The organism is Burkholderia sp. R-40, from assembly GCF_049942845.1.
In the GTDB taxonomy this organism is placed as follows: domain Bacteria; phylum Pseudomonadota; class Gammaproteobacteria; order Burkholderiales; family Burkholderiaceae; genus Burkholderia; species Burkholderia ambifaria.
Genome location: NZ_CP187968.1, coordinates 1,114,087 through 1,139,685, shown reverse-complemented (window position 1 = coordinate 1,139,685; position 25,599 = coordinate 1,114,087). Strand labels below are relative to the sequence as shown.

Below are 25,599 nucleotides of genomic sequence, written 5' to 3'. Positions count from 1 at the left end.
ATGGATCTCTCGTGAGTCGAATGGGCGGTCGGGGTCAGGCGAACAGCTTCGCCAAGGTCAGCAGCTTGCGCAGCGTCAGATCGGGACTGCGGCGCAGGTTGCGAAGCAGCGCCGCGAGACTCGACGGCGTGAACCGGGGTTTCGTGAAGCTGCGCGGCATCGTCGGGCCCCACTGCGCCATCGCTTCGCGGCTGACCGCGTGCACGCCCGTCGGCTCGTTAGCCGTGAACAAGTCGCCGTCGCAATAGTGTTCGTGCTTGTCGCCCCAAGGGTCCTGCCAGTAGTCGAAGATCTGGCTGCCGAGAATGTGTCGGCCGATGCCCCACGCATGCGTCCACCCGCTGTCGCGGAGCATGCGCTGGCCCATGCCGACGGCATCGGCATCGACCAGTTCGTACGCGCTATGGCTATACGTCGGCAGGAACCCCTGGGCGAGCGCGAGCGTATGGTGATCGGCCGGCCTGTCGCCCAGATCGAGCCGCATGAATGCGACCGCCGGGGAGCCGTCCGGCAGCACCTGGACATCGCTGGGGATGAACCCGAAATGCTGCGTGTACCACGCGCAGGTTTCCTGGAAGTCGGCAAGCTCGAGCACGACGTGCCCGAGCCGAATGACTTCAGGGGTGCTCGCCGGCGGCCGCTGCGTGTCGTTGATTCGCACGGGCGCGTCGACCGAGTTGAACGGGAGCGCAGCGCGATGCGGCAGCGTGTCGGCGCGTGTCTGGCCCGCAATCGCGTCGACCCGAAAACCTGACGGATCGGTGAGGCGCACCCGCTGGCCGCCGCCGGGCCAATCCGATGCCTCGACCTTCGACGCGCCGGGGACGCTGGCGAGCGCGTCCAGATCGGCGCGGCTGTCGACCCGCAATCCGAAGCCGACGAAGCGCGCCTTCGGTGCGTGGCGAACGACATAACAGAAGTGTGCGGTGCCCGTTCCGCGCAGCAGCAATTGCGTGTCGTCCCGCCGCACCGTTCGAAGACCGAAGTCGTTCAGAAAGTGCTCGGCCTCGCCGAGGTCCGGACGATCGAAGATCAGATAGGCGAGCGCCGATGCCTTCGTCGTGGGGTGGGGGTGTCGGGCCGGCTGGGTGGTGGTCAGTTTCATGGCGGATGGCAGTCAGGCAGGTCGAACGGCAATCGCGAAGGCGGGCGCCGTCGCATCGAGGGGCTGTCCGCGCAACGGCAGGCGGGCAATCGCACCGTTGCACGACAAGTCTGGCCGGCCCGTGAATGTCGCGACGTCGATCGTCGATTTCAGATGGGGGCGATGCGCGTCGTCGTCGCGGGTGCCATGACTGGCCCGCACATGGCACGTTGCGGTGCCGACTGGCCCGGATTCTTCGATCGGTCCTTCGAGCGTCGCCGGCAACGCGCCTACCGGCGAGGAGCGCGAATTGATGTGGCTGGACGCGCTGGCGCCCGTGTGCAGATGTGTCTCCACCGTTTCTCCATTCGTTTGTCGATCGGTTCTCGCGGCCTCGTCCAGCCGCCTTTTATGACATTAAAGTCATGAATGATAACTTTGTCAATGTAGACATTTGAATCTATACTTGGGCGCACGAACAAGGATCGGAAACGTCATGCCGAATACACCGAATCGCCGGACACCGAAGCGCTCCGCTCCGGAAGCCGCCAACGCGCCGGAACCAGCCAAATCCGCGGTCGCGGTCGCCGAAGAACGCGAGCCGCGCGGCGCGCGACGCAAGCGCGAGACCCGTGCCCGCCTGCTGGACGCCGCGCTCAGGCTGATGGCGCAAAAGGGCATGGAAGGCGTCGCCATCAACGAAATCACCGAGGCCGCGGACGTCGGCTTCGGCTCGTTCTACAACCACTTCGAATCGAAGGAGGCGATTTACGCGACCCTCGTGGAATCGGTATTCGAGGAATTCGCGGATTCGCTCGATCGCGTGGCCAGCGGCTTGTCCGATCCGGCGGAAATCGTTTCCGTGTCGGTACGGCATACGCTGATACGCGCACGGCGCGAGCCGGTGTGGGGACACTTCCTGATACGCGAGGGTTTTTCGGCGCGGGTCCTGACGCTCGGCCTGGGCCAGCGCCTGCTACGGGACATCGAGCGCGGCATCGCCGAAAAACGCTTCGTGGTCGCCGACCCGTTCATCGGCTTTCTTTCGGTTGGCGGTACGGTGCTGACCGCCATTGCGGCCGAACTCAACTTCGTCGCGCCGGGCGCGCCGGCGGCCGGTGTGCTGAAGGAGCTCGGCTTCAGCGGAGAGCATTTCCCGGAACGCACGGCAGCGACGCTGCTGCATACGCTGGGGCTCAAGCGCGCGGAAGCCGAGAAGATCGCAAGCCGGCCGCTGCCGGTCGTGGAAGCGGCCGAGACGGCGCAGTGATGTAGCGCCGTCGCCCGCTGCCAGGCCCCGGGTGGGTCAATTGCGGATGAGCGGCGACACGGCAGAAGCTGCTTGGGCCGGGATGTGGCGGATCGTTGGCGAATCCCGGCCGGGTGGCTTTTCTTACGCTACGTTGAATCATCGCGCCGGGCATCCCGCGCGCTGACGCTCAGCAGCGCGACGCCGAGCGCGGCCGCCCAGCCGGTCGCGGATGGCATTCGATTCGTGGCGCCCGCCGCGCCGCTGGCCGTCTCCGGTAGCGCAGCCGGTTCGGTGTGCAGACAGTCGACGATGTGCCGAAACGCGGCATCGCGCAGCGCGTACAGATGAACCTCGACCCACAGCGGGAAACATTCCCAGCCGGCGGCAATGTCCGCGTAGTCGGCTGCGCTGCAGGCGCCGCCGCTCTCCGGCGCCGCCAGCCGAACCTTCGTGATCATTCGATCATGGTCGCGGCGAAGGATCTCGATCAACAGCTCGCGCTTGTGTTCGAAGTGCGCATAGAACGCGCCGCGCGTGTACCCGGCGCCCTCGGCGATATGTTCGACGCTCGTATCGGCAAAGCCTTTCGCGATGAATAGCGCGCGAGCGGTAGCGATGAGCCGTTCGCGGGTGTCGAGCCTGCGTTGCTCGCGCGTGAGTCGGGCGGGTTTCATCGTGGATTGTCCATGCAGGTGGAAATGATCGAAGCGGCGCCACACCGCGCCGCGCGAAACGCTGGATCGACGCGGGAACGGCGCAGCGCCGATTCGTTGTTCGTCGGGATGATTTCGCCTGACGATGTCGCTAGATCGTGCAGCGCACCGGCGCGAGGCCGATCACCCAACCCGATCCGACCGGGCGCGTGTTCGCGGTCCGATTCAATCGTCGAGCGGATCCGGCGCGCCGCGCTCGGCGACGGGTGGCGCGATCCGTCGGTCGAGTGTTCCCGCGCGGCATCCGGCCGGCGGCGGCGCGTGCGTGGCCGCCGCGCGAATGCCCGCGGCGATGCCGAGCGCGAGCGTGTCAAGCGCATGGCGATGCGCGTCGACGAGCGCGTCGTAGCCCGCCGACGCACCGGCCCGAACGATGCTGCGGCACGTCAATGCCGGCTGTCCGGAGCCGGCGTCCACGGTCCATGTCGCATCGAGCAGCACGTGCGACGCCGGCCACGATTCGACACGCTGGACGTCCACGGCGACCCGATAAACCGGCGTGCCCTCCGGATGCGCGACGCGGTGAACGTCGATCGTGTTCAGCCGGGACGTGACGCGCGTCGACAGTCCGCCGCGCATCTCGTCGCCGAGCGGCGAAACCCAGCGCTCCTGTTCCAGAATGTCGACCCGTTCGGGGCCGCGCTGCACCGCGAGCCGGTTGCCGTCCGCCGGCGCCGCGACGTACACGCTCTGCATGTCGATCAGCCATGCGGGACGCGACGCGCCGGTGTCGCCGCCCGCGCCATCCGCCATTCCAAGCGTATGGAACCGTACGGGCGGCGACGCACAGGCGCTGAGCACGGCCAGTACGACGCACGTTGCGATGCGGATCGGCATCCGGATCGTGCGAAACGAATGCGGCGTCATTTCGGTTCTCCTTTCTTGCCGAAGAGCAGCGCTTCCGGATGCCGCTCGAGATAGTCGGCCAGCGTATTGAGCGACTGGAGCGTATGCGTGAGCGATTGCATCGCGTCATGAACGTCCGATTGCATCGGCGAATCCTGCCGCAGCGTCGCCTGCGCGGCGTCGAACGTGCGCTGCGCCGCCGCCAGCGTGTCGCGCGCCTGCGGCACGACCTGCTCGTCGAGGTGTCCGAACAGCTGGTTCGCATGCTCGAGCGCACCGTTCAGACTGTTGCCGATCTGGTCGAACGGAACCTTGTCGAGCTTCCGTGCGATGTCGGCGAGCTGAACCTGCAGTTCGTCGAGGGTGTTCGGAACGGTCGGCAGCTCGACCGGCGTACGGTGGACGTCCACGCTCGCGCGCGGCGCCTTCGGGAACATGTCGAGCGCCACGTACAACTGGCCCGTGAGCAGGCTGCCGGTGCGCAGCTGCCCGCGCAGCCCCTGCAGCACCAGGTGCTCGAGGAGGTCGTGGCCGCCGGCCGTATCGGGGGCAGGCAGCGCGGTGTCGCTGTGCCGGCTCAGTCTCGATGGATACAGCGCCATCGTGACCTTCATGCTGAACGTGCGCGAGTGCTCGTTGTATTCGATCCCGATGTTCGTGACCTGACCGAGCGCGATGCCGCGCAAATCGACCGGCGCGCCGACGGACAGTCCGCGCAGCGACTGGTCGAAACGCATGACGACCATCAGCGGCGTGCCGTCGGGGTCGCGCATCGCCTCGGCTTGGTCCGGCGCGAGCCGGAACGACGCGTTGTCGGCCGCCGGCGGTGCATCGGCTTGCTCGGGCGGCGACTGAAACGCGAGACCGCCGACGACCACCGTCGCGAGCGACTGCGTGTTCAGCTTCAGGCCGTTCGAATCGAGCCGCAAATCCACGCCGCTTGCGTGCCACCAGCGCGTGTTGGTGCCGACGTATTTGTCGTACGGCGCCTTCACGAACGCCTGCACGTCGACGCCCGTGCCATCCTTGTCGAGCGAGAAGCCGACCACCTGGCCGACCTGCAGGTGCCGGTAGAACACCGGCGAGCCGATGTCGATCGAGCCGAGCGAATCGCCGTGCAGCAGGTAGCGGCGGCCCTGCTGGTCCGCGGTGACGGCGGGCGGCGTCTCGAGGCCGGCGAAGTCGATCTGCTCATGCGGCGAGCGGCCGAGGTCCGCGCCGATGTACGCGCCGGACAGCAGCGTGCCGAGCCCGGAGATTCCGGTGGCGCCGACACGCGGCCGAACGACCCAGAATCGCGTATCGCGGTTCGCGAACCGCGCGGCTTCCTTGGTGAGCTGGATGCGCACGACCACGCGCTTGAAGTCGGGCGTGAGCGTGATGGCCTGCACCGAGCCAATATCGACGTCCTTGTAACGGACCTTGGTCTTTCCGGCTTCGAGGCCTTCTGCGTTCGCGAACGTGACGGTGATCGTCGGGCCGGTCGCGGCAACGCTGCGGTACACGAGCGACAGCCCGATCAGCGCGCACACGAGCGGAACGATCCAGACGAGGGACGGGATCCAGCGGCTGCGCGGCCGGATCTCGGGTTCAGGCAAATCGAGGGGAAGCATCTTGTGAATGGTCGTAGAGTTGCGACGGGCTTGCGCTCGTTCAGGATCGAGGGCGGGCGGCGGAGCGCTGCACGCCGTCCCAGATGAGTCGCGGATCGAACTGTATTGACGCGCACATGGTGAGTACGACCACGGCGCCGAACGCCAGCGCGCCGGGGCCGGGCGTGATCTCGGCGAACGACCCGAAATGCACGAGCGCGATCGTCAGCGCGACGACGAACACGTCGAGCATCGACCAGCGGCCCACGCGTTCCACCAGTCGATGGAGCCGCGTGCGTTCCAGCGGGCGCCATGGCGTGCCGCGATGCGCGGCGATGGCCTGCAACGCGAGAATCGCGAGCTTGAGCATCGGCACGAGCACGCTCGCGACGAACACGACGACGGCGAGCGGCCAGTCGCCGGACGTCCAGAAGTACGCGACGCCGGCGAGAATGGTGTCGTCCTCGGCGCGGCCGAACGAGGTCGCGTGCATGATGGGCAGCAGGTTCGCCGGAATGTAGAGCAGCGCGGCCGCGATCACGAGCGCGCCCGTGCGTGCGGCGCTGCGCGGGCGGCGTTCGTGCAGCGTCGAACCGCAGCGCGTGCAGCGCGCGTCGGCGGCCTCGGTATGCGGCGGCTGCACGCGTCCGCAGGTATGACATGCGAGCAGCCCCGCGGCGCGGGCCGTGACGCTTGCCGTCCGGCCGTGCCCGGTCGCGCTGGTCGCGTTCATAGCGTCCATTGCGTCCGCTGTGTCGGGCGCCACCGGTGCAGCGCGTCGCGGCGTGCGCCGCCGCCGCGACGCCGCGGCAGGTATACCGCCGTCGCGCAGCGCGATGATTTCGTCGCGCGCTTCCCACAGGCCGCCCGGGTCGAACGACGCGAGCACGCCGAGCATCACGGTGAGGGCGCCGAACGCAAACAGCGCGGGGCCCGGTATCACGTGCGCGACGCTCGTCATCTTGACGATCGTGACCAGAATGCCGAGCAGGAACACCTCGACCATGCTCCACGGGCGCAGCCGCTGCATGTTGCGCAGGACCGGCGCGAAGCAGGGCGGTACACGGCCCGCGCGCAACGGCACGAGCACGTACAGCCACGCGGCGATTTCCAGCAGCGGGAACAACATCGTCGTGCAGAACACGATCGCCGCCACGACCGGTTGCCCGTGCAAGCGCAACGCGGCCACCGCGTCGGCCAGCGTCGCGTGCGATGCGATGCCGGCTGCGTCGAGCGCGACGATGGGAAAGGCCTGCGCGATGAACAACGTGAACAGCGCGGCGAGCGCGATCGCGCACCGCCGGTCCAGCGCCGGACGGCCGTGCGCGCTGCCGCCCACGCGGGCACGGCACCTCGGGCAGTGCGCAGCCAGCGCGCGCAGGCGCGGCGGCCGCCAAAACAGCAGGTCGCATTCGTGGCAGGCGACCAGGTTTTCGGGTTTCATCGGGAATCGATCATGCGGAGTAAAGGAGTGCTCGGCGCCGCGGTACTCGCGGTGCGTCGGGCGTCCGGCGCCGGGCGTCGGGCGCCGAGGTCCGGGCCGGCGGCACGCGCAGCCGACCCGTCGACGCAAGCAGCCGTTATTGCCGGGCCGCGACTGCCGTGCGGGCGTCGGGCGGCAACTCGCCCATTGCCTGCAGCAGTGCCGCCGTATCGGTCATTCGCCGGCTCGCGGCACGGACCGCGTCGAGCTCCGCGGTCAGATATTGCCGCTCGCTCGCCTGCTGCGCGGACACCGGAACGGCGCCCAGTGTGCGGCGCTGCGCCGTTTCGTCGAAGGCCGCGCCCGCTGCCCGTGCCGCGATTTCGTTCGCGGCGAGCGTCTGCGCATCGTTGTCGAGTGCGGCGAGCGAATCCGCGACGTCACCGAACGCGGACAGCACCGCCGACTTGTACTGCAGCACCGCCGCGTCGTACGAATCGAGCGTCGCACGCCGATGGGCCAGCAGCGCGCCGCCATGGAAGAGCGGCTGCGACAGGCCTGCGCCGACTGCCCACAGCCCGCCCGCCCCCGACAGCAGCGCCGGCCAGCTGAAGCCGCCGCGTCCCAACGTCGCCGTGAGTGACAAACTCGGGAACAGCTGCGCGGTCGCTTCGCCCGCATCCGCCGCGGCGGCTTTTACCGCGGCTTCGGCCGCGCGGATGTCGGGGCGCGCCTTCAGCAGGTCGGACGGCACGACGACCGGCACGTGCTCCGGCAGCGACAGGCTGTCGAACGCGGGGATCGGCGGCACGGCGTCGGGCGTGCGGCCGAGCAGGATCGCGAGCGCGTGAACGGTTGTCGCGCGCTGCTGGCGTAGCGCGGGCAGCGTCGCGGCGAGCGATGCCGCGTTCTGCGTCGACGCCAGCGCCTGCGCATGCGAGATCGCGCCGAGCGCGTAGCGCTGCGCATCGTCGTGCGCGGACGATGCCGCGATGGTGACGAGCCGCTCGGTCAGCAGGATCTGTCGGTCGAGCGCCGCAGCGGAGATGGCGGTGCCGACGATGTTGGCTGCCAGCGCGCGCCGCGCCGCCTCGAGCTCGCAAGCGCGCACGTCGACGCGCGCGGCGCTTGCCGCGTTCGCATAGCGCGTGGCGCCGAACAGATCGAACGTGTAATGCGCCTGCAACTGACCGACGAACACGTTGTAGCGCAGGGTCTGCGCGCCCGTGCCGGAGATGTCCGGCGTGCGGGTGCGGGCCACCTGCGCATTCGCGTCGAGCGACGGCAGCGTCGATGCGCCGACCTGCGCGCGCAGTTCCTGCTGCGCGGCGGCGAGCGTCTTTTCGGTCGCGGCAAGCGTCGGATTCGCGCTCAGCCCCTCGTCGACCAGCGCGTCGAGCGCGCCGGAGCGATAGAGCCGCCACCACTGCGGAACCGGTGCGGCGCCGACGTCGAATTGCTGCGCGACGCCCGCCGCTTCGGCGGTCCGCGGCGGCTGCGGCGTCTCGCCGTAGTGAGCCGGCGACGGCATCGCGGGCGGCGTGCTGCTCGGGGCCATCGCGCAGCCGGACAGGCCGAGCGCCGCGCTCGCGGCGAGCGCCGCGGTCATACGGGTAAGTTTCATCAGAATTTGCTCCGAGAAACCCCGCCATTGATGGCGGGAAGGAAAGGAGTGCTGTTGACAGGCAGCTTCTTCCACGGGTTAGGATCACCGGCATGATTCTTGTCTACCGCTACCGGGTGAAGTCGCTCAACGGACTGCTCAACAAGCAGAGCCGTGCGGTGAACTACGTCTGGAACTTCTGCAATGACACGCAGAAGCACGCGCTCAAGTGGAGCAAGAAGTGGCCGACGGGATTCGATCTGAACGTGCTGACGACGGGGAGCAGCAAGGCGCTCGGCATCCACTCCGGCACGATCAACGCGACGTGCGAGCAATATGCGAAGTCGCGCAGTCAGCACCGTCGGCCCTACCTGCGCTATCGCGGCAGGAAATCGCTGGGCTGGGTGCCGCTGAAGGGCCGTGACCTGAAGCGTGAGGGTGACGCGTTCCGTTTCGCCGGCAACACGCTTCGCGTGTTCAACAGCCGGGCGCTTCCCGAAGGCAAGATCAAGGATGGGACCAACTTCGCACAGGATGCGCGCGGCAACTGGTTTCTCAACATCGTGATCGAGGCACCCGATGTTCAGGCTCGCCCGATCCGTTCCGGCGTCGGCATCGATCTCGGCCTGAAAGACTTCGCCACACTTTCGACCGGCGAGAAACTGCCCAACGACCAATTCGGCCGCCGTGCGGCGGATAAGCTGGCGAAGGCCCAGCGGGCGCGCAAGCACAAGCGACATATCGCGCAGCTGCATGCCAAGGTCGCGAACGCCCGTGCCGATTTCCAGCACAAGCTCGCGCTCGATGTGGTGCGGCGCTTCGATTACATCGCGGTCGGCAACGTGTCGGCCGCGAAGCTCGCCAGAACCAGGATGGCGAAAAGCGTCTACGACGCATCCTGGTCTTCCTTCCGAAACAAGCTCCGCTACAAAGCGATCGCGCACGGAGCCACGTTCGAGGAAGTGGACGAAAGCGGTTCCACCCAGTCCTGTTCGGCGTGCGGGTCGAAAGACAGCACGACGCGGCCGAAAGGTATCGCGGGACTGCGAGTAAGAGAGTGGGCCTGCAGTGACTGTGGTGTCGAGCATGATCGTGATATCAACGCTGCGCTGAACATTCTCCGATGCGGACGTGCATCGCCAGGTGTGGGAATCACCTGCCTTTAGGCGGGTGAGGACGTCAATGACATGTCTCCGGGGACGCGACGGCCGTGGCGGTCGACTCGCGTTCGTCGCCTCGCACCTTGAAGCACGTCGCATAAAGGGCGGGCAGGAAGAAGATGGTCAGTCCCGTCGCGACCGTGATGCCGCCCATCAGCGCCGTTGCCATCGGGCCGAAGAAGCCCGAGCGCAGCAGCGGGATCAGGGCGAGCACGGCGGCGGCGGCGGTCAGCATGATCGGCCGGAAGCGCCGCACCGTCGCGCTGACGATCGCCGTGAAGCGCGGCTGTCCGGCTGCGATGTCCTGGTCGATCTGATCGACCAGGATCACGGAGTTGCGCATGATGATCCCGAACATCGCGATCACGCCGAGCAGCGCGACGAAGCCGAACGGCTTGCCGAACAGCAGCAGCGCGGCGACCACGCCGATCAGCCCGAGCGGCGCGGTCAGCACGACGATGAAGGTGCGCGAGAAGCGCTTGAGCTGAATCATCAGCAGCGTCAGCACCGCGATGATCATCAGCGGCATCTGGGCGTTGATGGACGTCTGGCCCTTCATGCTTTCCTCCGCCGCGCCGCCGATGTCGATCCGGTAGCCGGTGGGGAGCGTCGCGCGCAGCGTCGCCAGCGCACCGTCGATGTCGCGCGTGACGCCGATGCTCGCTGCGTCGCCGCGCACGTCGGCCTGCACGGTGATCGTCGGCTGGCGGTCGCGTTCCCAGATCACGCCGTATTCGAGCGTGTCGCGCACGTGGCCGATCGCGCCGAGCGGCACCGGGCCGTGCGGCGTCGGAATCGCGATGCCGGCGAGCTTCGACGGGTCGACGCGCTCGCTCTTCGGCGCGCGCAGGTCGACGTTGATCAGCTTGTCGCGCTCGCGATATTGCGTGACCGTGTAGCCCGACAGCGTCATCGCGAGGAAGCCCGACACGTCTTCCGACGTCACGCCGAGCTGGCGCGCCTTGAGCTGATCGATTTCGAACGACACCGAGCGCTCGGCCGGCTCGTCCCAGTCGAACTGCACGTTGCGCGTGCGCGGGTCGGCGCGCACCTTGTCGGCCACCTTCTCGGCGATGGCGCGCGCGGTCGCGATGTCGTCGCCGCTCACGCGGAACTTGATCGGGAAGCCGACCGGCGGCCCGTTTTCAAGCCGCGCCACACGCGTGCGCACGGTCGGGAAACGGATTGCGAGCGTCGACTCGAGCCAGTGCGACAGCCGGTCGCGTGCTTCGACGTCCTTCGCCGTGATGACGAACTGTGCGAAGTTCGGCTGCTGAAGCTGTTGATCGAGCGGCAGATAGAAGCGCGGCGCGCCGGTGCCGACGAAGTCGACGACGTGATCGATTTCGGGGCGGCCAGCGAGCGTCTTCTCGAGCCGCGTGGCCTCGCGCAGCGTCGCGTCGAACGACGCGCCTTCCGGCAAGCGCAAGTCGACCAGCAGTTCGGGGCGCTCCGAGTTCGGGAAGAACTGCTGCGGCACGCGCGTGAAGGCGGCCATCGCGATCGCGAACAGCACCGCGGTCACGCCGAGCACGACCCAGCGGCGTTCGATGCAGGCCGAGATCCAGCCGGACAGGCGCCGGTAGAAGCCCGTGTCGTACACGTCCTGCCCGTGCGCATGCCCGTCGTGATGCTTGAGCTCGGGCAGCATGTGGTAGCCGAGCAGCGGCACCAGCACGACGGCGGCAAACCACGACACGATCAGTGAAATGGCCGACACCTCGAAGATCGAGCGCGTGTATTCGCCGGTGCTCGACTTCGCGAGCGCGATCGGCAGGAAGCCCGATACCGTCACGAGCGTTCCCGTGAGCATCGGGAACGCCGTGCTCGTGTAGGCGAACGCCGCCGCACGCGTTCGCGTCCAGCCTTGCTCGAGCTTCACCGCCATCATTTCGACGGCGATGATCGCGTCGTCCACCAGCAGCCCGAGCGCAAGCACCAGCGTGCCCAGCGACACCTTGTCGAGCCCGATGCCGAACACGTGCATGCACAGCGCGGTCACGGCCAGCACGATCGGAATCGTGATGACGACCACCATCCCGGTGCGCAAGCCCAGCGACACGAGGCTGACCACGAGCACGATGGCGACGGCTTCGCCCACCGCCTCGACGAAGTCGTCCACCGAGTGTTTCACCGCGTGCGGCATGCTCGACACCGCGCTCAGCTTCACGCCGGCCGGCAGGCCTGCCTGGAGTTCGGCGGTCCTGGCGTCGAGCGCCTTGCCGAGATCGATCACGTCGCCGCCCTTTTGCATCGTCACGCCGATGCCGAGCACGGCGTGGCCGTTCGACCGCATCTGCGTGACGGGCGGATCGTCGTAGCCGCGGGTGATCTTGGCGACGTCGCCGAGCCGGAACGTGCGATTGTTCACGGTGATCGGCATGTCCGCGAGCGCCTGCATGTCCTTGAACGCGCCGGTGGGACGCACGAACACGCGATCGTCCGCCGTCGTGATCGTGCCGACCGGCGCGACGGCATTCTGCGCGTCGATCGCCTGCGCGAGCTGTTGCGGCGTGATCGCGAGCCGGGTCAGCTGCGCGTTCGAGATCTCGACGAACACGTGCTGATCGGGGTCGCCGAAGTAGTCGACCTTTGCGACGCCGGGCACGCGCAGCAGCACCGCGCGCAGCTTGTCCGCGTAATCGTGCAATTGCGCCGGCGAGTAGCCGTCGCCTTCGAGCGCATAAATGTTCGTATAGACGTCGCCGAATTCGTCGTTGAAGAACGGGCCGACCGTGCCCTTCGGCAGCGTCGCGCGGATGTCGCCGACCTTCTTGCGCACCTGATACCAGGTTTCCGGCACCTGATTGACGGGCGCCGAATCCTTCATCGCGAAGAAGATCATCGACTCGCCGGGGCGAGAGTAGCTCTTGATGTTGTCGACGTACGGCGCGGCCTGAAGCTGGCGGCCGATCCGGTCGGTGACCTGCTCCTGGACTTCTCGGGCGGTGGCGCCCGGCCAGTAGGTCTGGATCACCATCGTGCGGAACGTGAATGGCGGATCCTCGGACTGCGCGAGGCGCGTATAGCCGATCACGCCGAAGATCGTCGCAAGGCCGATCAGGAAGATCACCAGTTGCTGATGCTTGAGCGCCCAGGAGGACAGATTGAAGCGACGGTCGTCGGCCTGGCCGGCGTCGGTTCGCGCGTCGTCCGGCAGATGCTGTTCGGGGGCGTTCATGACGGGAAGTCCTCCGGATGCAGCGGCGGCACGACGCGCACGCGTTCGCCGGCGGTGACGGTATGGACACCTTGCATCACGACGCGCTCGTCGCTCGCGAGCCCCGACGTGATGGACACCGTACGTTCGTCGTAGCGTCCGATCGACACCGTGCGCAGTTCCAGCGTGTCGCTGCCCTTGCGGACGACCCAGACCGCCGGCGCTTCGCCGCGGTGAAAGAGCGCGGTGGCCGGCAGCGTGATCGTATGGTCCGCGGCGGCGTCGGTGCTGCCGTCGAACGCGACGTTGGCCGTCATCCCCGAGCGCACGTCCGGGCTCGGCGCGATCAGCGTCAGCTTTACCCGCCACGTGCGGCTTTGCGGATCCGCGGCGGCCGCGACCTCGCGCACGCGCGCTTCGAACACTTTGCCCGGCAGCGCCGTCAGGCTGACGCGCGCGCCGCGGCCGATCGCGAGATCGCGCAGGTCGCGCTCCGACGCGTCGCACACGATGTCGAGCTCGCCGCTCCAGTCCAGATGAAACACCGCCTGCCCGGCCTCGACGTTCTGCCCGGTATCGGCATCCTCGGACGTCACGACGCCGTCGTGATCCGCGACGAGCGTCGCATAGCGCAGGTGATCTCCGGCGAGCGCCATCTGTGCGAGGGCGGCATCGCGCTGCGCGACCGCCGACGTGTAGGCATCCTGCGTTGTCTCGAGCTGCGCCGGGGCGATCAGCGCCGCCTGTGCCTGCGCGCGGTCGCGCTCCAGCTGCTGCTTCGCGTAGACGACCCGATGCTCGGCGGCGTCGAGCTGCGCGCGGGCATTGAGCAGCGTGTTGTGCAGATCGGCGGGATCCAGGGCCGCGAGCGTCTGTCCGGCCTTGACGGTGTCGCCGATGCGCACGCGCCGCTCGACGATCTTGCCGCCGACCCGGAACGACAGCGCGGTCGAATAGCGCGCCTGGACCTGCGCCGGCAGCACGCGCTGCGATGCGCCGCTGTCTGCATGAGCCGGCAGCGCGACCACCGACCGCGGTTCGGGCGCGGGGGCCTCATGCGAATGACAAGCCGTCAGAAGAATTGCACAGCATGCGAGCGCGATCGGCGCCCGCTGAACCGGCGGCGCGATGCGTGTCAGGAGCCGGCGCATCGAAGTGCGCGCATCAAGACCTGGTGATTTCACGATGTTTCCAAGACGAATGAAGGGCCAACTAAAAAATCCGGCGACCTCGGCGGGCCGGCCGACTGGGGCGGGGCGCGAGCCGGCTTCGCTGCCGACGGCGCATTCACGTGTTAAATCAGTACTCCGATGTTTGCGTGGCAGCGTCCGATGCCGGCACGCTAGATCACGCAGCCTGCGCCCGCCGCACGGAGCGGTGGGGCGGGCTACCGCACGGGCATCGAATGCCCGTGCTGGCCGTTACCGCCCGTCGAGGACCCCTCCGGCAGACACGCTCGGCGCAGCGATTTCCGAGATTAGACTCATAACTGATAACATTGTCAAGTATGAGTCATTAATCTAATATTGCGGAATGCAAGAAATTTCGAAGGGGGGAGACGCTGTGATGGATCAAACGTCCGAGCCGCCGCGGCCCATCGGGGCCGCCGTCGCGACCGAGCATCGGGTGCCGCGGGGCGCGCGGCGCAAGCAGGCGACCCGCATGCGTCTGCTGCGGGCGGCGTTCATGCTGATGGCGGAAAAGGGGATGGATAACGTGGCGATCAGCGAGATCACCGAGGCGGCCGACGTCGGGTTCGGCTCGTTCTACAACCACTTCGCATCGAAAGACGGACTCTTTGCCGCGTTGATCGAGTGGGTGTTCGACGATTTCGCGGATCGGCTCGAGCGCGTGACCGGCGGTTTGTCAGATCCGGCGGAGGTCGTGTCGGTCTGCGTGCGCCATACGCTGATGCAAGCGCATCGGGAGTGGATGTGGGGCCGGTTCCTGATGCTCGAAGGTCTTTCGGTACGCGCGCTCGACCGCGGGCTTGGGCAGCGCTTGCGGCGGGACAGCGCGCGCGGCATCGCGGCGCGCCGCTTCGTCGTCGGCGATCCGTTCGTCAGCGTGCTGGCGTCGACAGGGACGATTCTCGCGGCAATCGCCGCGCAGCTTCACATCGCCGGGACGGTCGAGGGCGGGGCGCGGAGACGGGCGGCCGGCGCCGGCGATTTCCCGGAACGGACCGCCGCGGTCGTGCTGCAGACGCTTGGCATTGCGCGCGCCGAGGCGCACGCCATCGCGAATCGCCCGCTACCGCTCGGCGATTTCACTGTAACGGCTGGGGATTGAGAGGGGGCGGCGATCGTCGTCGACCGCCTTCCAGGCGACCACCGCCGCCCGGCGTCACTTCGACTGGGCGGAGCTGTCGTTCCCCTGATTGCGACCCGGTTCGCGCGCTGTCGCCGACGAGCCCAGTGTCGCGAGAATCTTGTCACGGCATACCGTCAGGATTTCGTCGGCCAGTGGCGAATCATCCGGGCACGCGCGCGACAACACAACGGCGCCGACCGCATGCGCCATGATGTCGAGGCAGTCGGCTCGGGCCTCCGCCGCGTCTGCACCGTCTGACGGATCACGTTCCTGGACTAACGCCGCCAGCAGTCTTTCGATGCCGTCCGCGAAGGTGGCCCGGACCGCTTCGGGTTGACGCGCGGCATCCCCACCCAGCGCCGCCATCGTGCAGCCGGTTGCGCGCGCGTCGCGGTGCTCGCGCGCGAGATACTGTCGCACGAACTCCGCTGCGTCCACCCCGGCCGACAGCGCAACGGTCTGCGCCATGCCGCAGGCCGCCGATTCCGCCATCAGATCGGCCTTCGAGCGGAAGTGCTTGTAGAAGCCGCCGTGGGTGAACCCCGCTGCGCTCATCAGATCAGCAACTCCGACCCCATCAAAACCGCGCTCCCTGAATAGCGTCGACGCTGTTTCGACAACGTGGGCCCGGTTGGCCTGGGCCTGTGCCTTGGTGACTTTCACTTTTCCTCTCCGTGGGCGCGTTCCTGTCTGATGGCCTGACTATACATTGATGTTGGTCGTCATCAAAGTCTTGACACGTTAGATTATGGTCGTCATCATTAAGCCATTCCCACCACCCGACGCTGGAACGACATGTCAGAGAAAACGCTTTTCGAGCCGTACGCCCTCGGTGACCTGACGCTCACCAATCGCATCGTCATGGCACCGCTGACCCGCAACCGTGCCGGCGCCGGGCTGGTGCCCAGCGAGCTTGCCGCGACCTACTACGCCCAGCGCGCGTCGGCCGGCCTGATCATCACCGAGGCCACTCAGGTTTCGGCCCAGGCCCAGGGCTATCAGGACACGCCCGGCCTGTACACGCCCGAGCAGATCGCTGGCTGGCGCAAGGTCACGGACGCCGTCCATGCGAAGGGTGGACGCATCTTCGTGCAGCTCTGGCATGTGGGCCGCGTCTCGCACACTGACTTGCAACCTGGCGGTACAGCGCCGGTCGCGCCTTCCGCGATCCGCGCCGAGACGAAAACCTTCGTCAACAACGGCTTTATCGACGTGTCCGAGCCGCGCGCGCTGGAACTCGCCGAGCTGCCGGGCATCGTGAACGACTTTCGACAGGCTGCGGCCAATGCGATTGCCGCCGGTTTCGACGGCGTGGAAATTCACGGCGCGAACGGATATCTGCTGGAGCAGTTCATCAAGGACGGAGCCAATCAGCGCACCGACGACTACGGCGGCTCGATCGAGAACCGTGCGCGGCTGTTGCTGGAAGTCGTCGCCGCGGTGGTCAAGGAAATCGGCGTAGAGCGCACCGGCGTGCGCATCTCGCCGGTTTCGCCGGCAAACGGCATTTCCTGCAGCGATCCGCAAGCGCAGTACGACTACATCGCCGAACAGCTCAACGCGCAGCGCATCGTCTATCTGCACGTGGTCGAAGGTGCGACCGGCGGCCCACGCGATGTCGCCGCGTTCGACTACGACGCGCTGCGCCGCCGTTTCAAGCAGACCTATCTGGCCAACAACGGCTACGACGTGGAATTCGCCACCACTCAACTCAATGAGGGCAGAGCCGACTTGTTCGCGTTCGGCCGTCCGTTTATCAGCAACCCGGACCTGGTCGAACGCCTGAAGCATGGCGCGCCCCTGACGCAACTCAACCCGGCGACGCTCTATGGCGGCGGCGCGGTGGGCTACATCGATTACCCGACGATTTCCGGCTAAGGCTTCGCGCCCTTGATTGAGTCTCCGCCAGACGAACCCTTGCAAAGGAAAGTACCCATGACCTCGCTTCCGACCGTCCTCATCACCGGCGCCTCCAGCGGCATCGGTGCCACCTACGCCGAGCGCTTCGCGCGGCGTGGCCATGACCTCGTCCTTGTCGCCCGTGACAAGGCGCGACTCGATGCCCTGGCAGCGCGCCTGCGTGAGGAAAGCGGTGTGGCCGTGGAAGTGCTGCAGGCCGACCTGACCCAGTCTGCCGATCTGTCCGCGCTCGAGGCTCGTCTGCGCGATGACGATCGAATAGGAATTCTGATCAACAATGCCGGCGTGGCTCAGTCGGGCGGCTTCCTGCAGCAAACCCCTGAAAGCATCGCACGCCTGATCACGCTCAACACGACGGCGCTGACGAGGCTTGCAGCCGCGGTCGCGCCACGCTTCGTGCAGTCCGGTAACGGCTCGATCGTCAACATTGGCTCGGTGGTGGGTTTCGCGCCCGAGTTCGGCATGTCGATCTACGGCGCGACCAAGGCATTCGTGCTGTTCCTGTCGCAGGGCATGAATCTCGAGCTGTCGCCCAAGGGCGTCTACGTGCAAGCCGTCCTGCCGGCGGCGACGCGCACGGAGATCTGGGAGCGCGCCGGGGTCGACGTGAACACGCTGCCCGAGGTGATGGAAGTGGGGGAGTTGGTCGACGCGGCACTGATCGGGTTCGACCGTCGCGAACTGGTCACGATCCCGCCGCTGCACGTAGCCGGGCGGTGGGACGCGCTGGATGGCGCTCGCCAGGGACTGTTGTCGGACATTCGACAAGCACACGCGGCCGAGCGTTATCAGCTCCGCGCCTGACCATTCAATTGCACCAAACGGCGGAACGATGGATACCACGATGACCGACACCCATATCACTACGCCCACGCGCTTCGTGGATGTCAACGGTACTCGATTCGCCTACCGCCGCTGGGGTAACGCGGATTCTTCGCAGCCGCCGTTACTGTTCCTGCAGCACTTCCGCGGCGGGATGGACAACTGGGATCCGCTGATGACGGATGGGCTTGCCCAAAGCCGCGAAGTCATTCTCTACAACGGTCGCGGCGTCGCTTCCTCCGGCGGACAACCACGAACGCGCATCGAGGACATGGCCGATGACGCAGCGGCCTTCGTTCGCGCACTCGGCTTGCAGCAAATCGACGTTCTGGGTTTTTCGCTGGGCGGGTTTCAGGCGCTCGACCTGACCTGGCGCCATCGCGAGCTCGTGCGCAAGCTGATGCTGCTGGGCACCGGGCCGCGCGGGGGGAATCCGGAAATGGAGCAGCGCGTGTTGACCACCGCGATCAATCCGGTCCCGGTGTTCGAAGACTTTCTCTACCTGTTCTTCGGACGATCAGCAGAAGCCGAGCAGGCGGCAAGGGCGTTCTGGGAGCGGCGCCATATGCGAGCCGACCAGGATCCGCCATCCTCGCCGGAGGTCTCGATCGCACAGATCGAGGCCAACGTGCTGTATATGCCGAGGCTCTCGGAAGACGATCCTTTCGCGTATCTGCGCGGCATCCGGCAGCCTACGTTCATCTTGAATGGCGTGAACGACGTGATGGTCCCGACGGTTAACTCCTTCTACATGGCGCGCAACCTGCCAAATGCGCAGTTGTTCATTTACCCGGATGCCGGCCACGCCGCGCAGTTTCAGTACCCGCAACGCTTCCTGGGTCACGCAGTTCAGTTCCTGAGCGAGTGACGCGACGCTCGTCATGGTTCGAACGCACTTTTCTCAGGTCAAAAGGATGCCGAAATGCTGAAGTTCAAGTTCCTGTTGTGGGCATTCGCCCAGCTGCTGACACGCAAGATCAGGCGCGACGCCAACGCCGCGCGCTACGTCGCGTCCAGGAACCTGGTATGCCAGATTCGTACGGTTTCGGGTGCCGGGCGCTACTTTGTGATCAAAGATGGCACCGTCCGATCGTATGCGGGACTGGCAGCGACGCCTCGATTCACGCTCACCTTTACGAGTGCCGCCAAAGGCTTCGAGATTCTGTCGGCCAAGGATGCCCAGGCGGCTTTCCTCAGGGGGGTGGGCAGTAAAGACCTGATCATCAGTGGCGACTTCCGGGAAGTGTTGTGGTTCCAGGGCCTGACGGCGTTCCTGCAGCCTCCGAAAATCGTCTCGCCTTACGACCGCACCGTCTTCTGAGTTGCCATGAAACCCGATCTGCTGAACCAGCCGCTGCGCCTGCCCAATGGCAGCGTGCTGCGCAACCGGCTCGCCAAGGCCGCCATGAGCGAGACCCTGGGCACCTACGATAATCGCCCGACACCCGAGCTGGTGCAGTTGTACCGACGCTGGGCTGCGTCGGGGCTCGGACTGATCATGACGGGGAACGTGATGATCGACCGCCGCGCGTTGGGCGAGCCCGGGAATGTCGTGATCGAAGACGACGCAGACTTGCCCGTGCTGCGCCAGTGGGCGGAGGCTGCCACCGCGCAAGGGGCGTCGATCTGGGTGCAGCTCAACCATCCTGGCAAGCAATCGACCAAGGGTTTGAACGCCTTCAACCTGGCGCCCTCCGCGGTTCCTTTCCGCGAGGACATGGCGGCATTCTTCGAGACACCGCGCGAAGCGACCCCGTCCGAGATTCAAGACATCATCGAACGCTTCGGGCGCAGCGCGGCCATTTGCAAGAAGGCCGGGTTCAGTGGCGTAGAGATCCACGGAGCCCATGGTTATCTGATCAGCCAATTTCTTTCTCCGCACCACAACCGCCGCAGCGACGAATGGGGCGGCAGTCCCGAGAAGCGGCGCCGCTTCGTATTGGCCGTCTATGCGGAAATCCGCCGGCAAGTCGGCCCGGACTTCCCGGTGGGAATCAAGCTCAATTCGGCCGACTTCCAGCGCGGTGGCTTTACGGAAGAAGAATCGATCGAGACAATCCGCGCGTTGAGCGATGCGGGGATCGACCTGATCGAGATTTCCGGCGGTACCTATGAGGCGCCTGCCATGAGCGGAGCGATGCAAGAACCGAAGAAGGCATCCACCGCGGCCCGGGAAGCCTACTTCCTTGATTTTGCCCACAAGGTGCGCGCGGCAGTCAACGTGCCGCTCATGGTGACCGGTGGTTTTCGCACCGCCGCCGGCATGAACGCGGCGCTGCACTCCAGCGCGCTGGATGTGGTGGGCCTGGCGCGGCTGCTCGCGATCGATCCCGATGCACCCGCCGCCTTGCTTCAAGGGCGCGACAGCCTGCGGCAGGTGCAACCGATCAGTACCGGCCTCAAGGCTGTCGATCGCCTCGGAATCATGGAGGTACTGTGGTACACGCGCCAGCTCAAGCGCATTGCGAGGGGTAGAGAACCGCGCCCCGACGAGGGCGGGCTTGCGGCATTCCTGAAGTCTGCTTTCAGCAGCGGCTGGGGAACGTTTCGCACGCGGCGTCTACGGGCGCGCATTTGAGCGCCGCGCGCTTGCGATCAGAAACTGATTGCTGATGAACGTCAGATGAAACGATCCACCACCTGATCCACGGAAGCCACGCACGAGCGCATCGTCGACGCTGGCGCGCGCAGTCGACGAAGAGTCGTTGTCCGAATCGATGCTTGAGGCCACACTTGAGCATCGGTTTGCGGCGGGGATTGAAGTCCCACCTTTTTCCCGGTCAGCATGATGCTCGACATATGAAAGCAGCACCCAGGAGTGAATGATGAAGAGCATCAACGCGGACACCCAATCGACGACGTCGTATGCGCGGGCACCGAACAAGTTCGTCAACGCGGCTGGAACCCGCTTCGCTTACCGTGAACTGGGTCCGCACGGCGGCATTCCTTTAATTTTGCTGAACCATTGGGGCGCCGTGCTGGACAACTTCGATCCGCGCATCGTCGATGGCTTGGCGCAAAAACATCGCGTCATCGCGATCGACTATCGAGGCATTGGCTTGTCCGGTGGCATCGCGCCCGTGACCGTCGACGAGATGGCGCGCGACACCATTGCGCTGATTCATGCGATGGGTTTCGATCAAGTGGATCTGCTCGGCTTCTCGCTGGGCGGCTTCGTCGCGCAGGACGTGGCGCTCAAGGCGCCAGGCCTGGTGCGCAAGCTCATTCTTACTGGCACGGGCCCCGCCGGCGGTCACGGTATCGATCATGTGGGTGCCGTGTCCACGCCACTCATGCTCAAAGGCCTGCTCACGCTGCGCGATCCGAAGGCGTATCTGTTCTTCACGTCCACAACCAACGGCCAGCAGGCGGCAAGCGCCTTCTTGAAACGGTTGAAGGAACGTAAGGCTGGCCGCGACAAGGGGCCGACACCTCGCGCCTTCCTTCGTCAACTCAAGGCGATCAAGGCGTGGGGCCAGCAGGCGCCCCAGGATCTCGCCAGTCTGCCCATGCCTGTCCTGATCGCCAATGGGGATAACGACATCATGGTGCCCACCGCGCTCAGCCACGATATGGCCCGGCGCATACCGCAGGCGCAGCTCGTCATTTATCAGGACGCCGGCCACGGCGGAATCTTCCAGCATTACGCCAACTTCGTACCCACGGCACTGGAATTTCTGTCGCAATGAAGTTTCTCGCGAATACAACGCAGTATCGGAGCAAGCGCAACATGAAAGCACTCACATTCAAACGCTATGGCAAATCGCCCGAGATCGGGTTCGCCGAAGTGCCGCGCCCCACGCTCGGGCCCGACGAACTGCTGGTCGAGGTTCACGCCGCGGGGGTGAACCCGATCGACAACATGATTCCAACGGGCATGTTCAAACCCGTCGTGAAGTTCCAGTTGCCCGCGATCATGGGTAGCGATCTGGCCGGTATCGTGATCGATGTCGGCAGCCGCGTCACTCGCTTCAAGAAAGGCGACGCCGTCTTTGCAAGTCTGTTCGACCTTGGAAGAGGATCTATCGCCGAATTTGCCGTGGTACCGGAGAGCGCTGCAGCGCCGAAACCGGTCAATCTGGACTTCGTGCAGGCCGCTTCGGTCCCAATGGTCGGGCTCACTTCATGGCAAGCACTGAAGGAGCGTGCCAATCTTCAGGCGGGTCAGAAGGTGTTCATTCCCGCGGGGTCCGGCGGTATTGGAACGTTTGCGATCCAGCTGACCAAATATTTCGGCGCCAAGGTGGGGACCAATACCAGCACGGGCAATATCCCGTTGGTGACAAGCCTGGGCGCGGACGAAGTAATCGACTACAAGAAGCAAGCGTTCGAGAAAGTACTGCGCGACTACGATGTGGTGCTTGGCACGATCAGGGGCGACGCGGTTGAAAAGTCGGTAGGAATCCTGAAGCCGGGCGGGAAGATCGTCTCTCTTATCGGGCCGCTGGACGCAGCGTTCGCCCGTGCTCGCGGGCTGAACTTCGTCCTGCAGTTCGTATTCAGCCTGATGAGCCGCAAGATCATGCGTCTTGCGAGAAAGCGAGGCGTCGCCTACTCATTTCTCTTCGTACGCCCCGACGGTGCTCAACTCGCCGAGATTGGCAAACTGCTCGAATCCGAACGTATCCATCCCGTGATCGACAAGGTATTTCCGTTTGAACAAGCAAAGGATGCACTGGAATACCTGGCCCAAGGACGCGCCAAGGGCAAGGTCGTCGTCAGGATCAAGTGAAGGAACGCGAGGAACGCCGTCCAAGGCCTCGAATGGCGCATGTCTCGGCGTTCATCGGTGGTGAAGCGTGGCCAGCGCCAACGACTGACTCACGCATCGCCGCTCACTCGCGGCGGCCCGGTCGAGTGGCTGGCTCCGCGACACGGTCGACCCAGCCCCGGTAGAACGCGCGGTACTTGAGCACGAGCTTGTCGTACTTGCTGTACGCGCCGCCGCCGTCCGGCTTCATCCCGTTCCAGATCTTGACGTCGTACCCCGCGGCCTGCTTGGTCTGCAGCCCGAACAGCACGAAGTCGGTCGCGCGGCGCAGGATGCCGCCCACCTTCTTGATCGAGATGAGCATGTGCATGATGTTCTTGCCGTCGCTCACCGGCGTCACGCACTGCAGCAGCTTGTATTTGACGTCGCCGTCCAGCGCGACCGTCATGACGCACCCGCCGGGATAGCCATCGAAGTGCAGGTTCATCTGCGACATGTCCATGCCGAGCGCGCGCGACAGCATGCCGAGGGGCCCGAAGTACCGGTTCACGGTGAAGTCGATCCCGGCGCCGAACCACGCGCCCGCCCGGGCCAGCGACTCGACCTCTGGCCACGGGCGCCAATCGTCGAAGAGCTTGAGCTCGAAGGCCGAAATCGGGAGCGCGTGCACGGGAGTCGCGTGCTGCGCGTCGTAGAAGTTTTCTACGATTCGCAACACCGCCGTCGTCGTCTCGAACGCGAAGTGCACGTGCATGAAGTCGCTGTTGTCGACGTCGGCCGCGGCGATTTCGGGCAACGGGTGCAGCGGCTGCGGCGAACCGTACCAGACCCACACGTAGCCGTATCGCTCGGCGGTGACCAACGTCGGCTGGCGCGCGCCGCGCGGGACGGGCTCCAGCCGGCTCACCGCCTCGCTGTGGCCGGGGATGTGAACGCACTGGCCCTGCTCGTCGTAGCGCCAGTGGTGAAACGGGCACTGGATGCACCCGTCCTTGATCTGCCCGTCGGCCAGGTTCGCGCCGAGGTGCGCGCAGTGGCGGTCCATCACCACGGCCCGCCCCGTCGTGCCGCGCCACGCCACGCACGGACGGCCGAACAGCGTCAACTCCGTCGGCTTGTCCTTGAGGGCGTCCGAGCGCATCGCGACGTACCAGCTCGCCGCCACGCGCGTGGTCGCGTCGTACGCTGCCTGGGGAGGCTCCTTGACGCTCGGTTGATCGAATTGAATGTCGTCCATCGTGTTTTGTGAGGTCGTCGGTGGATTACTTCAGCGCCAGGCCGATGCGGGTCGTGATGTACGCCCTGAGCAGCGCGAACATCGGGTTGTAGTCGAAGTACTTTTTCACCTCCGCTGGCGCGCTGGTTTGCGTCCAGTACATCAGCTTCATCGCCGGCAGCAGGCTGTACTTCGAGTTGTTGAGCTGCGGCTTGTCCCCCGTGATGCAGTACCCGAAGCCGAACATCGGTTTGGCGAACTCCCGTTCGTCGATGAGGGCGTGAATTCGCGCCGCGGCTTCCTCGGCCGGCTTGCGCCCGGCGCTCACGGCCTCGACCTCGGCTTTGGCGTCGTTGAACAACTGGTAGTACTCCTCCATGTCTGCGCACAGATACCCGAGGTACGGCGGGTCGTTGTCGAGGTGATCGAGGTCGCCTTCGTCGCGCGACGCGCGGAACCTCGCGTGGGCTTGCACGAGCCGGAACTGCCCGAGGATCGTGCCGACCGCCCATAGCCGGTGGAACGCGTCCCACAGCCGGAAGTCCTTGAACGCCGTGTAGCAGCAGCTGACGAAGTCGTCGTTGTGGTCCAACAGCTTCTGCTGCAGGCGCTCGATGTACTCGAAGCGCTCGGGGGAGAAGTCGTCGTCGCGCAGCGCCTTGATGAGGCGCGCCGCGAGCGCGTGGATCGTCACCGCGGTGTTCTCGAGCCCGCGGGAGAAGAGCGGGTCGATGAACCCGTTCGCGTGCAGCATCAGGCAGTAGCGGTCGCCGACGCAGGCGCTCGACGAGAATTGCAGACGGTCGGTCCTGACCCAGTCGCGCACCGGCACGGCGTCGCGGAACTGCGCGCCGATGCTCGGGAACCGCGCGAGGAACTCGTCGAATTCCTGCTGCGCGGAGATGTCCGTTTTCGGGTAGACGCGCGGGTCGAGCTGCAGGCCGACGCTCACCAGGTTGTTGGTCGAGCGCGGGTGGTTGTTGAACGGAATCACCCAGAGCCAGCCGCCGTCGAACATGTGGTGCAGGGTTCCTTCGTGCCAGCGCCAGCGCTGCCCCTTGACCTTGAAGATGTCGTCGAACGGCTTGACGCCGAGCATGTGCGTGTAGAGGCTGCGCGAGTGCGTCTTGAAGCGACACGGTTCTTCGCGGAGCCCGAATTTGGTCGCGAGCGGCGCGCGCGGCCCGCCGCAGTCGATCATGTACCGGCCGGTGAACCGGTCGCCCTGGGCGGTGGTCACCGCGACGCCGTCCTTGTCCGCGTGATATTCGGTCACGCTCGTCCTCTGGCGGACCGTGCAGCCGTATTTGATGGCGGCTTGCAACAGGTAGGCGTCGACGTCTTGCCGGTAATAATGGCTCTCCGGACCCCACGGCAGCTCGGGAATCACGCACTGCGTGAACTCCTTCGGGTCGTGCTCCTGGCCGGGCTTGTGGAACACGAAGCCGAAGTTGCGCTTGATGCCCGTGCTCGACGCGACGTAACGCTGCGTCGAGTAGAACGACGTGATGTGGTCGAGCTCCGGAATGCCGTAGCGATCGGCGATGATGCGGTTCATCAGAGACGTCTCGGGGATCGACGATTCGCCGATCGTGAACCGCGGGTGCGACGACTCCTCGATGATCAGCACCCGAAACTGTTGTTTGGCCAGGATGGCGCCCATCTGGGTGCCGGACATGCCCGAGCCAAGGATGATCACGTCGAAGTGGTTGCTATCGCGCCCGTTCGCGGGGCTCATCTGAGTCATGGGGGCAAACTCTCCTTGTGAGATGGAACACATGGCC

General features: G+C 65.9%; 22 protein-coding genes. 10 read left to right on the top strand and 12 right to left on the bottom strand.

Annotated elements, in window-relative coordinates:
* Positions 1-34: 34 nt before the first annotated feature.
* Together ACP26O_RS21470 and ACP26O_RS21465 are read right to left on the bottom strand one after the other, a co-directional pair.
* Positions 35-1,105, bottom strand: coding sequence for a VOC family protein (locus tag ACP26O_RS21470; protein ID WP_175664200.1), 1,071 nt, complete (start codon positions 1,103-1,105; stop codon positions 35-37).
* Between the two features lie 12 nt (positions 1,106-1,117).
* The gene (locus ACP26O_RS21465) at positions 1,118-1,441 is read right to left on the bottom strand and encodes a hypothetical protein (RefSeq protein WP_244098988.1); all 324 of its coding nucleotides are present in this window, start codon (positions 1,439-1,441) and stop codon (positions 1,118-1,120) included.
* A 139-nt stretch (positions 1,442-1,580) separates the two neighbouring features.
* On the opposite strand from ACP26O_RS21465, the gene ACP26O_RS21460 reads away from it, so the two are divergent.
* Positions 1,581-2,354, top strand: a complete 774-nt coding sequence (locus tag ACP26O_RS21460; RefSeq protein ID WP_175660080.1) for a TetR/AcrR family transcriptional regulator — start codon at positions 1,581-1,583, stop codon at positions 2,352-2,354.
* A gap of 128 nt (positions 2,355-2,482) precedes the next feature.
* Here the strand turns inward: ACP26O_RS21460 and ACP26O_RS21455 are convergent, their stop codons facing one another.
* The 5 genes from ACP26O_RS21455 to ACP26O_RS21435 all read right to left on the bottom strand — a co-directional run bounded on the left by ACP26O_RS21455 (position 2,483) and on the right by ACP26O_RS21435 (position 8,534).
* The gene (locus ACP26O_RS21455) at positions 2,483-3,010 is read right to left on the bottom strand and encodes a TetR/AcrR family transcriptional regulator (RefSeq protein WP_175664199.1); all 528 of its coding nucleotides are present in this window, start codon (positions 3,008-3,010) and stop codon (positions 2,483-2,485) included.
* Positions 3,011-3,214: 204 nt separating this feature from the next.
* Entirely contained in the window at positions 3,215-3,916 is a 702-nt protein-coding gene (locus ACP26O_RS21450) for a PqiC family protein (protein ID WP_175664198.1), read from the bottom strand.
* Positions 3,913-5,508, bottom strand: coding sequence for an intermembrane transport protein PqiB (locus tag ACP26O_RS21445; protein WP_175664197.1), 1,596 nt, complete (start codon positions 5,506-5,508; stop codon positions 3,913-3,915). The genes ACP26O_RS21450 and ACP26O_RS21445 overlap by 4 nt, the downstream gene beginning before the upstream one ends.
* Positions 5,509-5,548: 40 nt before the next feature.
* Positions 5,549-6,931 (bottom strand): paraquat-inducible protein A, encoded by a 1,383-nt coding sequence (locus ACP26O_RS21440; RefSeq protein WP_175664196.1) that lies wholly within the window; start codon positions 6,929-6,931, stop codon positions 5,549-5,551.
* A gap of 136 nt (positions 6,932-7,067) precedes the next feature.
* Positions 7,068-8,534: an efflux transporter outer membrane subunit gene (locus tag ACP26O_RS21435; RefSeq protein ID WP_175664484.1), complete on the bottom strand. Its 1,467-nt coding sequence runs from the start codon at positions 8,532-8,534 to the stop codon at positions 7,068-7,070.
* 92 nt (positions 8,535-8,626) lie between these two features.
* Between ACP26O_RS21435 and ACP26O_RS21430 the strand changes: the two genes are divergently transcribed.
* Entirely contained in the window at positions 8,627-9,679 is a 1,053-nt protein-coding gene (locus tag ACP26O_RS21430) for an RNA-guided endonuclease InsQ/TnpB family protein (RefSeq protein WP_426283603.1), read from the top strand.
* Positions 9,680-9,692: 13 nt separating this feature from the next.
* Here ACP26O_RS21430 and ACP26O_RS21425 read toward each other — a convergent pair whose 3' ends face one another.
* On the bottom strand, positions 9,693-12,854 hold the full coding sequence (locus ACP26O_RS21425; protein WP_175666426.1) for an efflux RND transporter permease subunit: 3,162 nt from the start codon (positions 12,852-12,854) through the stop codon (positions 9,693-9,695).
* Complete coding sequence (locus ACP26O_RS21420; protein WP_175666484.1) at positions 12,851-13,984, bottom strand: efflux RND transporter periplasmic adaptor subunit; 1,134 nt, start codon at positions 13,982-13,984, stop codon at positions 12,851-12,853. Before ACP26O_RS21420 ends, ACP26O_RS21425 begins: the two co-directional genes overlap by 4 nt.
* A gap of 415 nt (positions 13,985-14,399) precedes the next feature.
* Between ACP26O_RS21420 and ACP26O_RS21415 the strand changes: the two genes are divergently transcribed.
* Entirely contained in the window at positions 14,400-15,125 is a 726-nt protein-coding gene (locus ACP26O_RS21415; protein WP_175666427.1) for a TetR/AcrR family transcriptional regulator, read from the top strand.
* A 54-nt stretch (positions 15,126-15,179) separates the two neighbouring features.
* Here ACP26O_RS21415 and ACP26O_RS21410 read toward each other — a convergent pair whose 3' ends face one another.
* Positions 15,180-15,809 (bottom strand): TetR/AcrR family transcriptional regulator, encoded by a 630-nt coding sequence (locus tag ACP26O_RS21410; protein ID WP_175666428.1) that lies wholly within the window; start codon positions 15,807-15,809, stop codon positions 15,180-15,182.
* Positions 15,810-15,941: 132 nt separating this feature from the next.
* On the opposite strand from ACP26O_RS21410, the gene ACP26O_RS21405 reads away from it, so the two are divergent.
* From ACP26O_RS21405 to ACP26O_RS21375, 7 genes are all read left to right on the top strand, one after another.
* On the top strand, positions 15,942-17,024 hold the full coding sequence (locus ACP26O_RS21405) for an alkene reductase (protein WP_175666429.1): 1,083 nt from the start codon (positions 15,942-15,944) through the stop codon (positions 17,022-17,024).
* Positions 17,025-17,081: 57 nt separating this feature from the next.
* On the top strand, positions 17,082-17,870 hold the full coding sequence (locus tag ACP26O_RS21400) for an SDR family NAD(P)-dependent oxidoreductase (protein WP_175666430.1): 789 nt from the start codon (positions 17,082-17,084) through the stop codon (positions 17,868-17,870).
* A gap of 40 nt (positions 17,871-17,910) precedes the next feature.
* Positions 17,911-18,756 (top strand): alpha/beta fold hydrolase, encoded by an 846-nt coding sequence (locus ACP26O_RS21395; RefSeq protein ID WP_175666431.1) that lies wholly within the window; start codon positions 17,911-17,913, stop codon positions 18,754-18,756.
* 54 nt (positions 18,757-18,810) lie between these two features.
* Positions 18,811-19,209 carry a helicase gene (locus ACP26O_RS21390; protein ID WP_175666432.1) on the top strand — a complete coding sequence of 133 codons (399 nt, stop codon included), beginning with the start codon at positions 18,811-18,813 and terminating at the stop codon, positions 19,207-19,209.
* A gap of 6 nt (positions 19,210-19,215) precedes the next feature.
* A complete protein-coding gene (locus ACP26O_RS21385) occupies positions 19,216-20,466 on the top strand; it encodes an NADH:flavin oxidoreductase/NADH oxidase family protein (RefSeq protein WP_175666433.1) in 1,251 nt (416 codons plus the stop codon).
* Between the two features lie 247 nt (positions 20,467-20,713).
* On the top strand, positions 20,714-21,577 hold the full coding sequence (locus tag ACP26O_RS21380) for an alpha/beta fold hydrolase (protein ID WP_175666434.1): 864 nt from the start codon (positions 20,714-20,716) through the stop codon (positions 21,575-21,577).
* A 41-nt stretch (positions 21,578-21,618) separates the two neighbouring features.
* Positions 21,619-22,620: an NADP-dependent oxidoreductase gene (locus ACP26O_RS21375; RefSeq protein ID WP_175666435.1), complete on the top strand. Its 1,002-nt coding sequence runs from the start codon at positions 21,619-21,621 to the stop codon at positions 22,618-22,620.
* A 103-nt stretch (positions 22,621-22,723) separates the two neighbouring features.
* On the opposite strand, the gene ACP26O_RS21370 is transcribed toward ACP26O_RS21375, so the two are convergent.
* Positions 22,724-23,836 carry a Rieske 2Fe-2S domain-containing protein gene (locus ACP26O_RS21370; RefSeq protein ID WP_175666436.1) on the bottom strand — a complete coding sequence of 371 codons (1,113 nt, stop codon included), beginning with the start codon at positions 23,834-23,836 and terminating at the stop codon, positions 22,724-22,726.
* Between the two features lie 25 nt (positions 23,837-23,861).
* Entirely contained in the window at positions 23,862-25,562 is a 1,701-nt protein-coding gene (locus ACP26O_RS21365) for an NAD(P)/FAD-dependent oxidoreductase (protein ID WP_175666437.1), read from the bottom strand.
* Between the last annotated feature and the right edge of the window lie 37 nt (positions 25,563-25,599).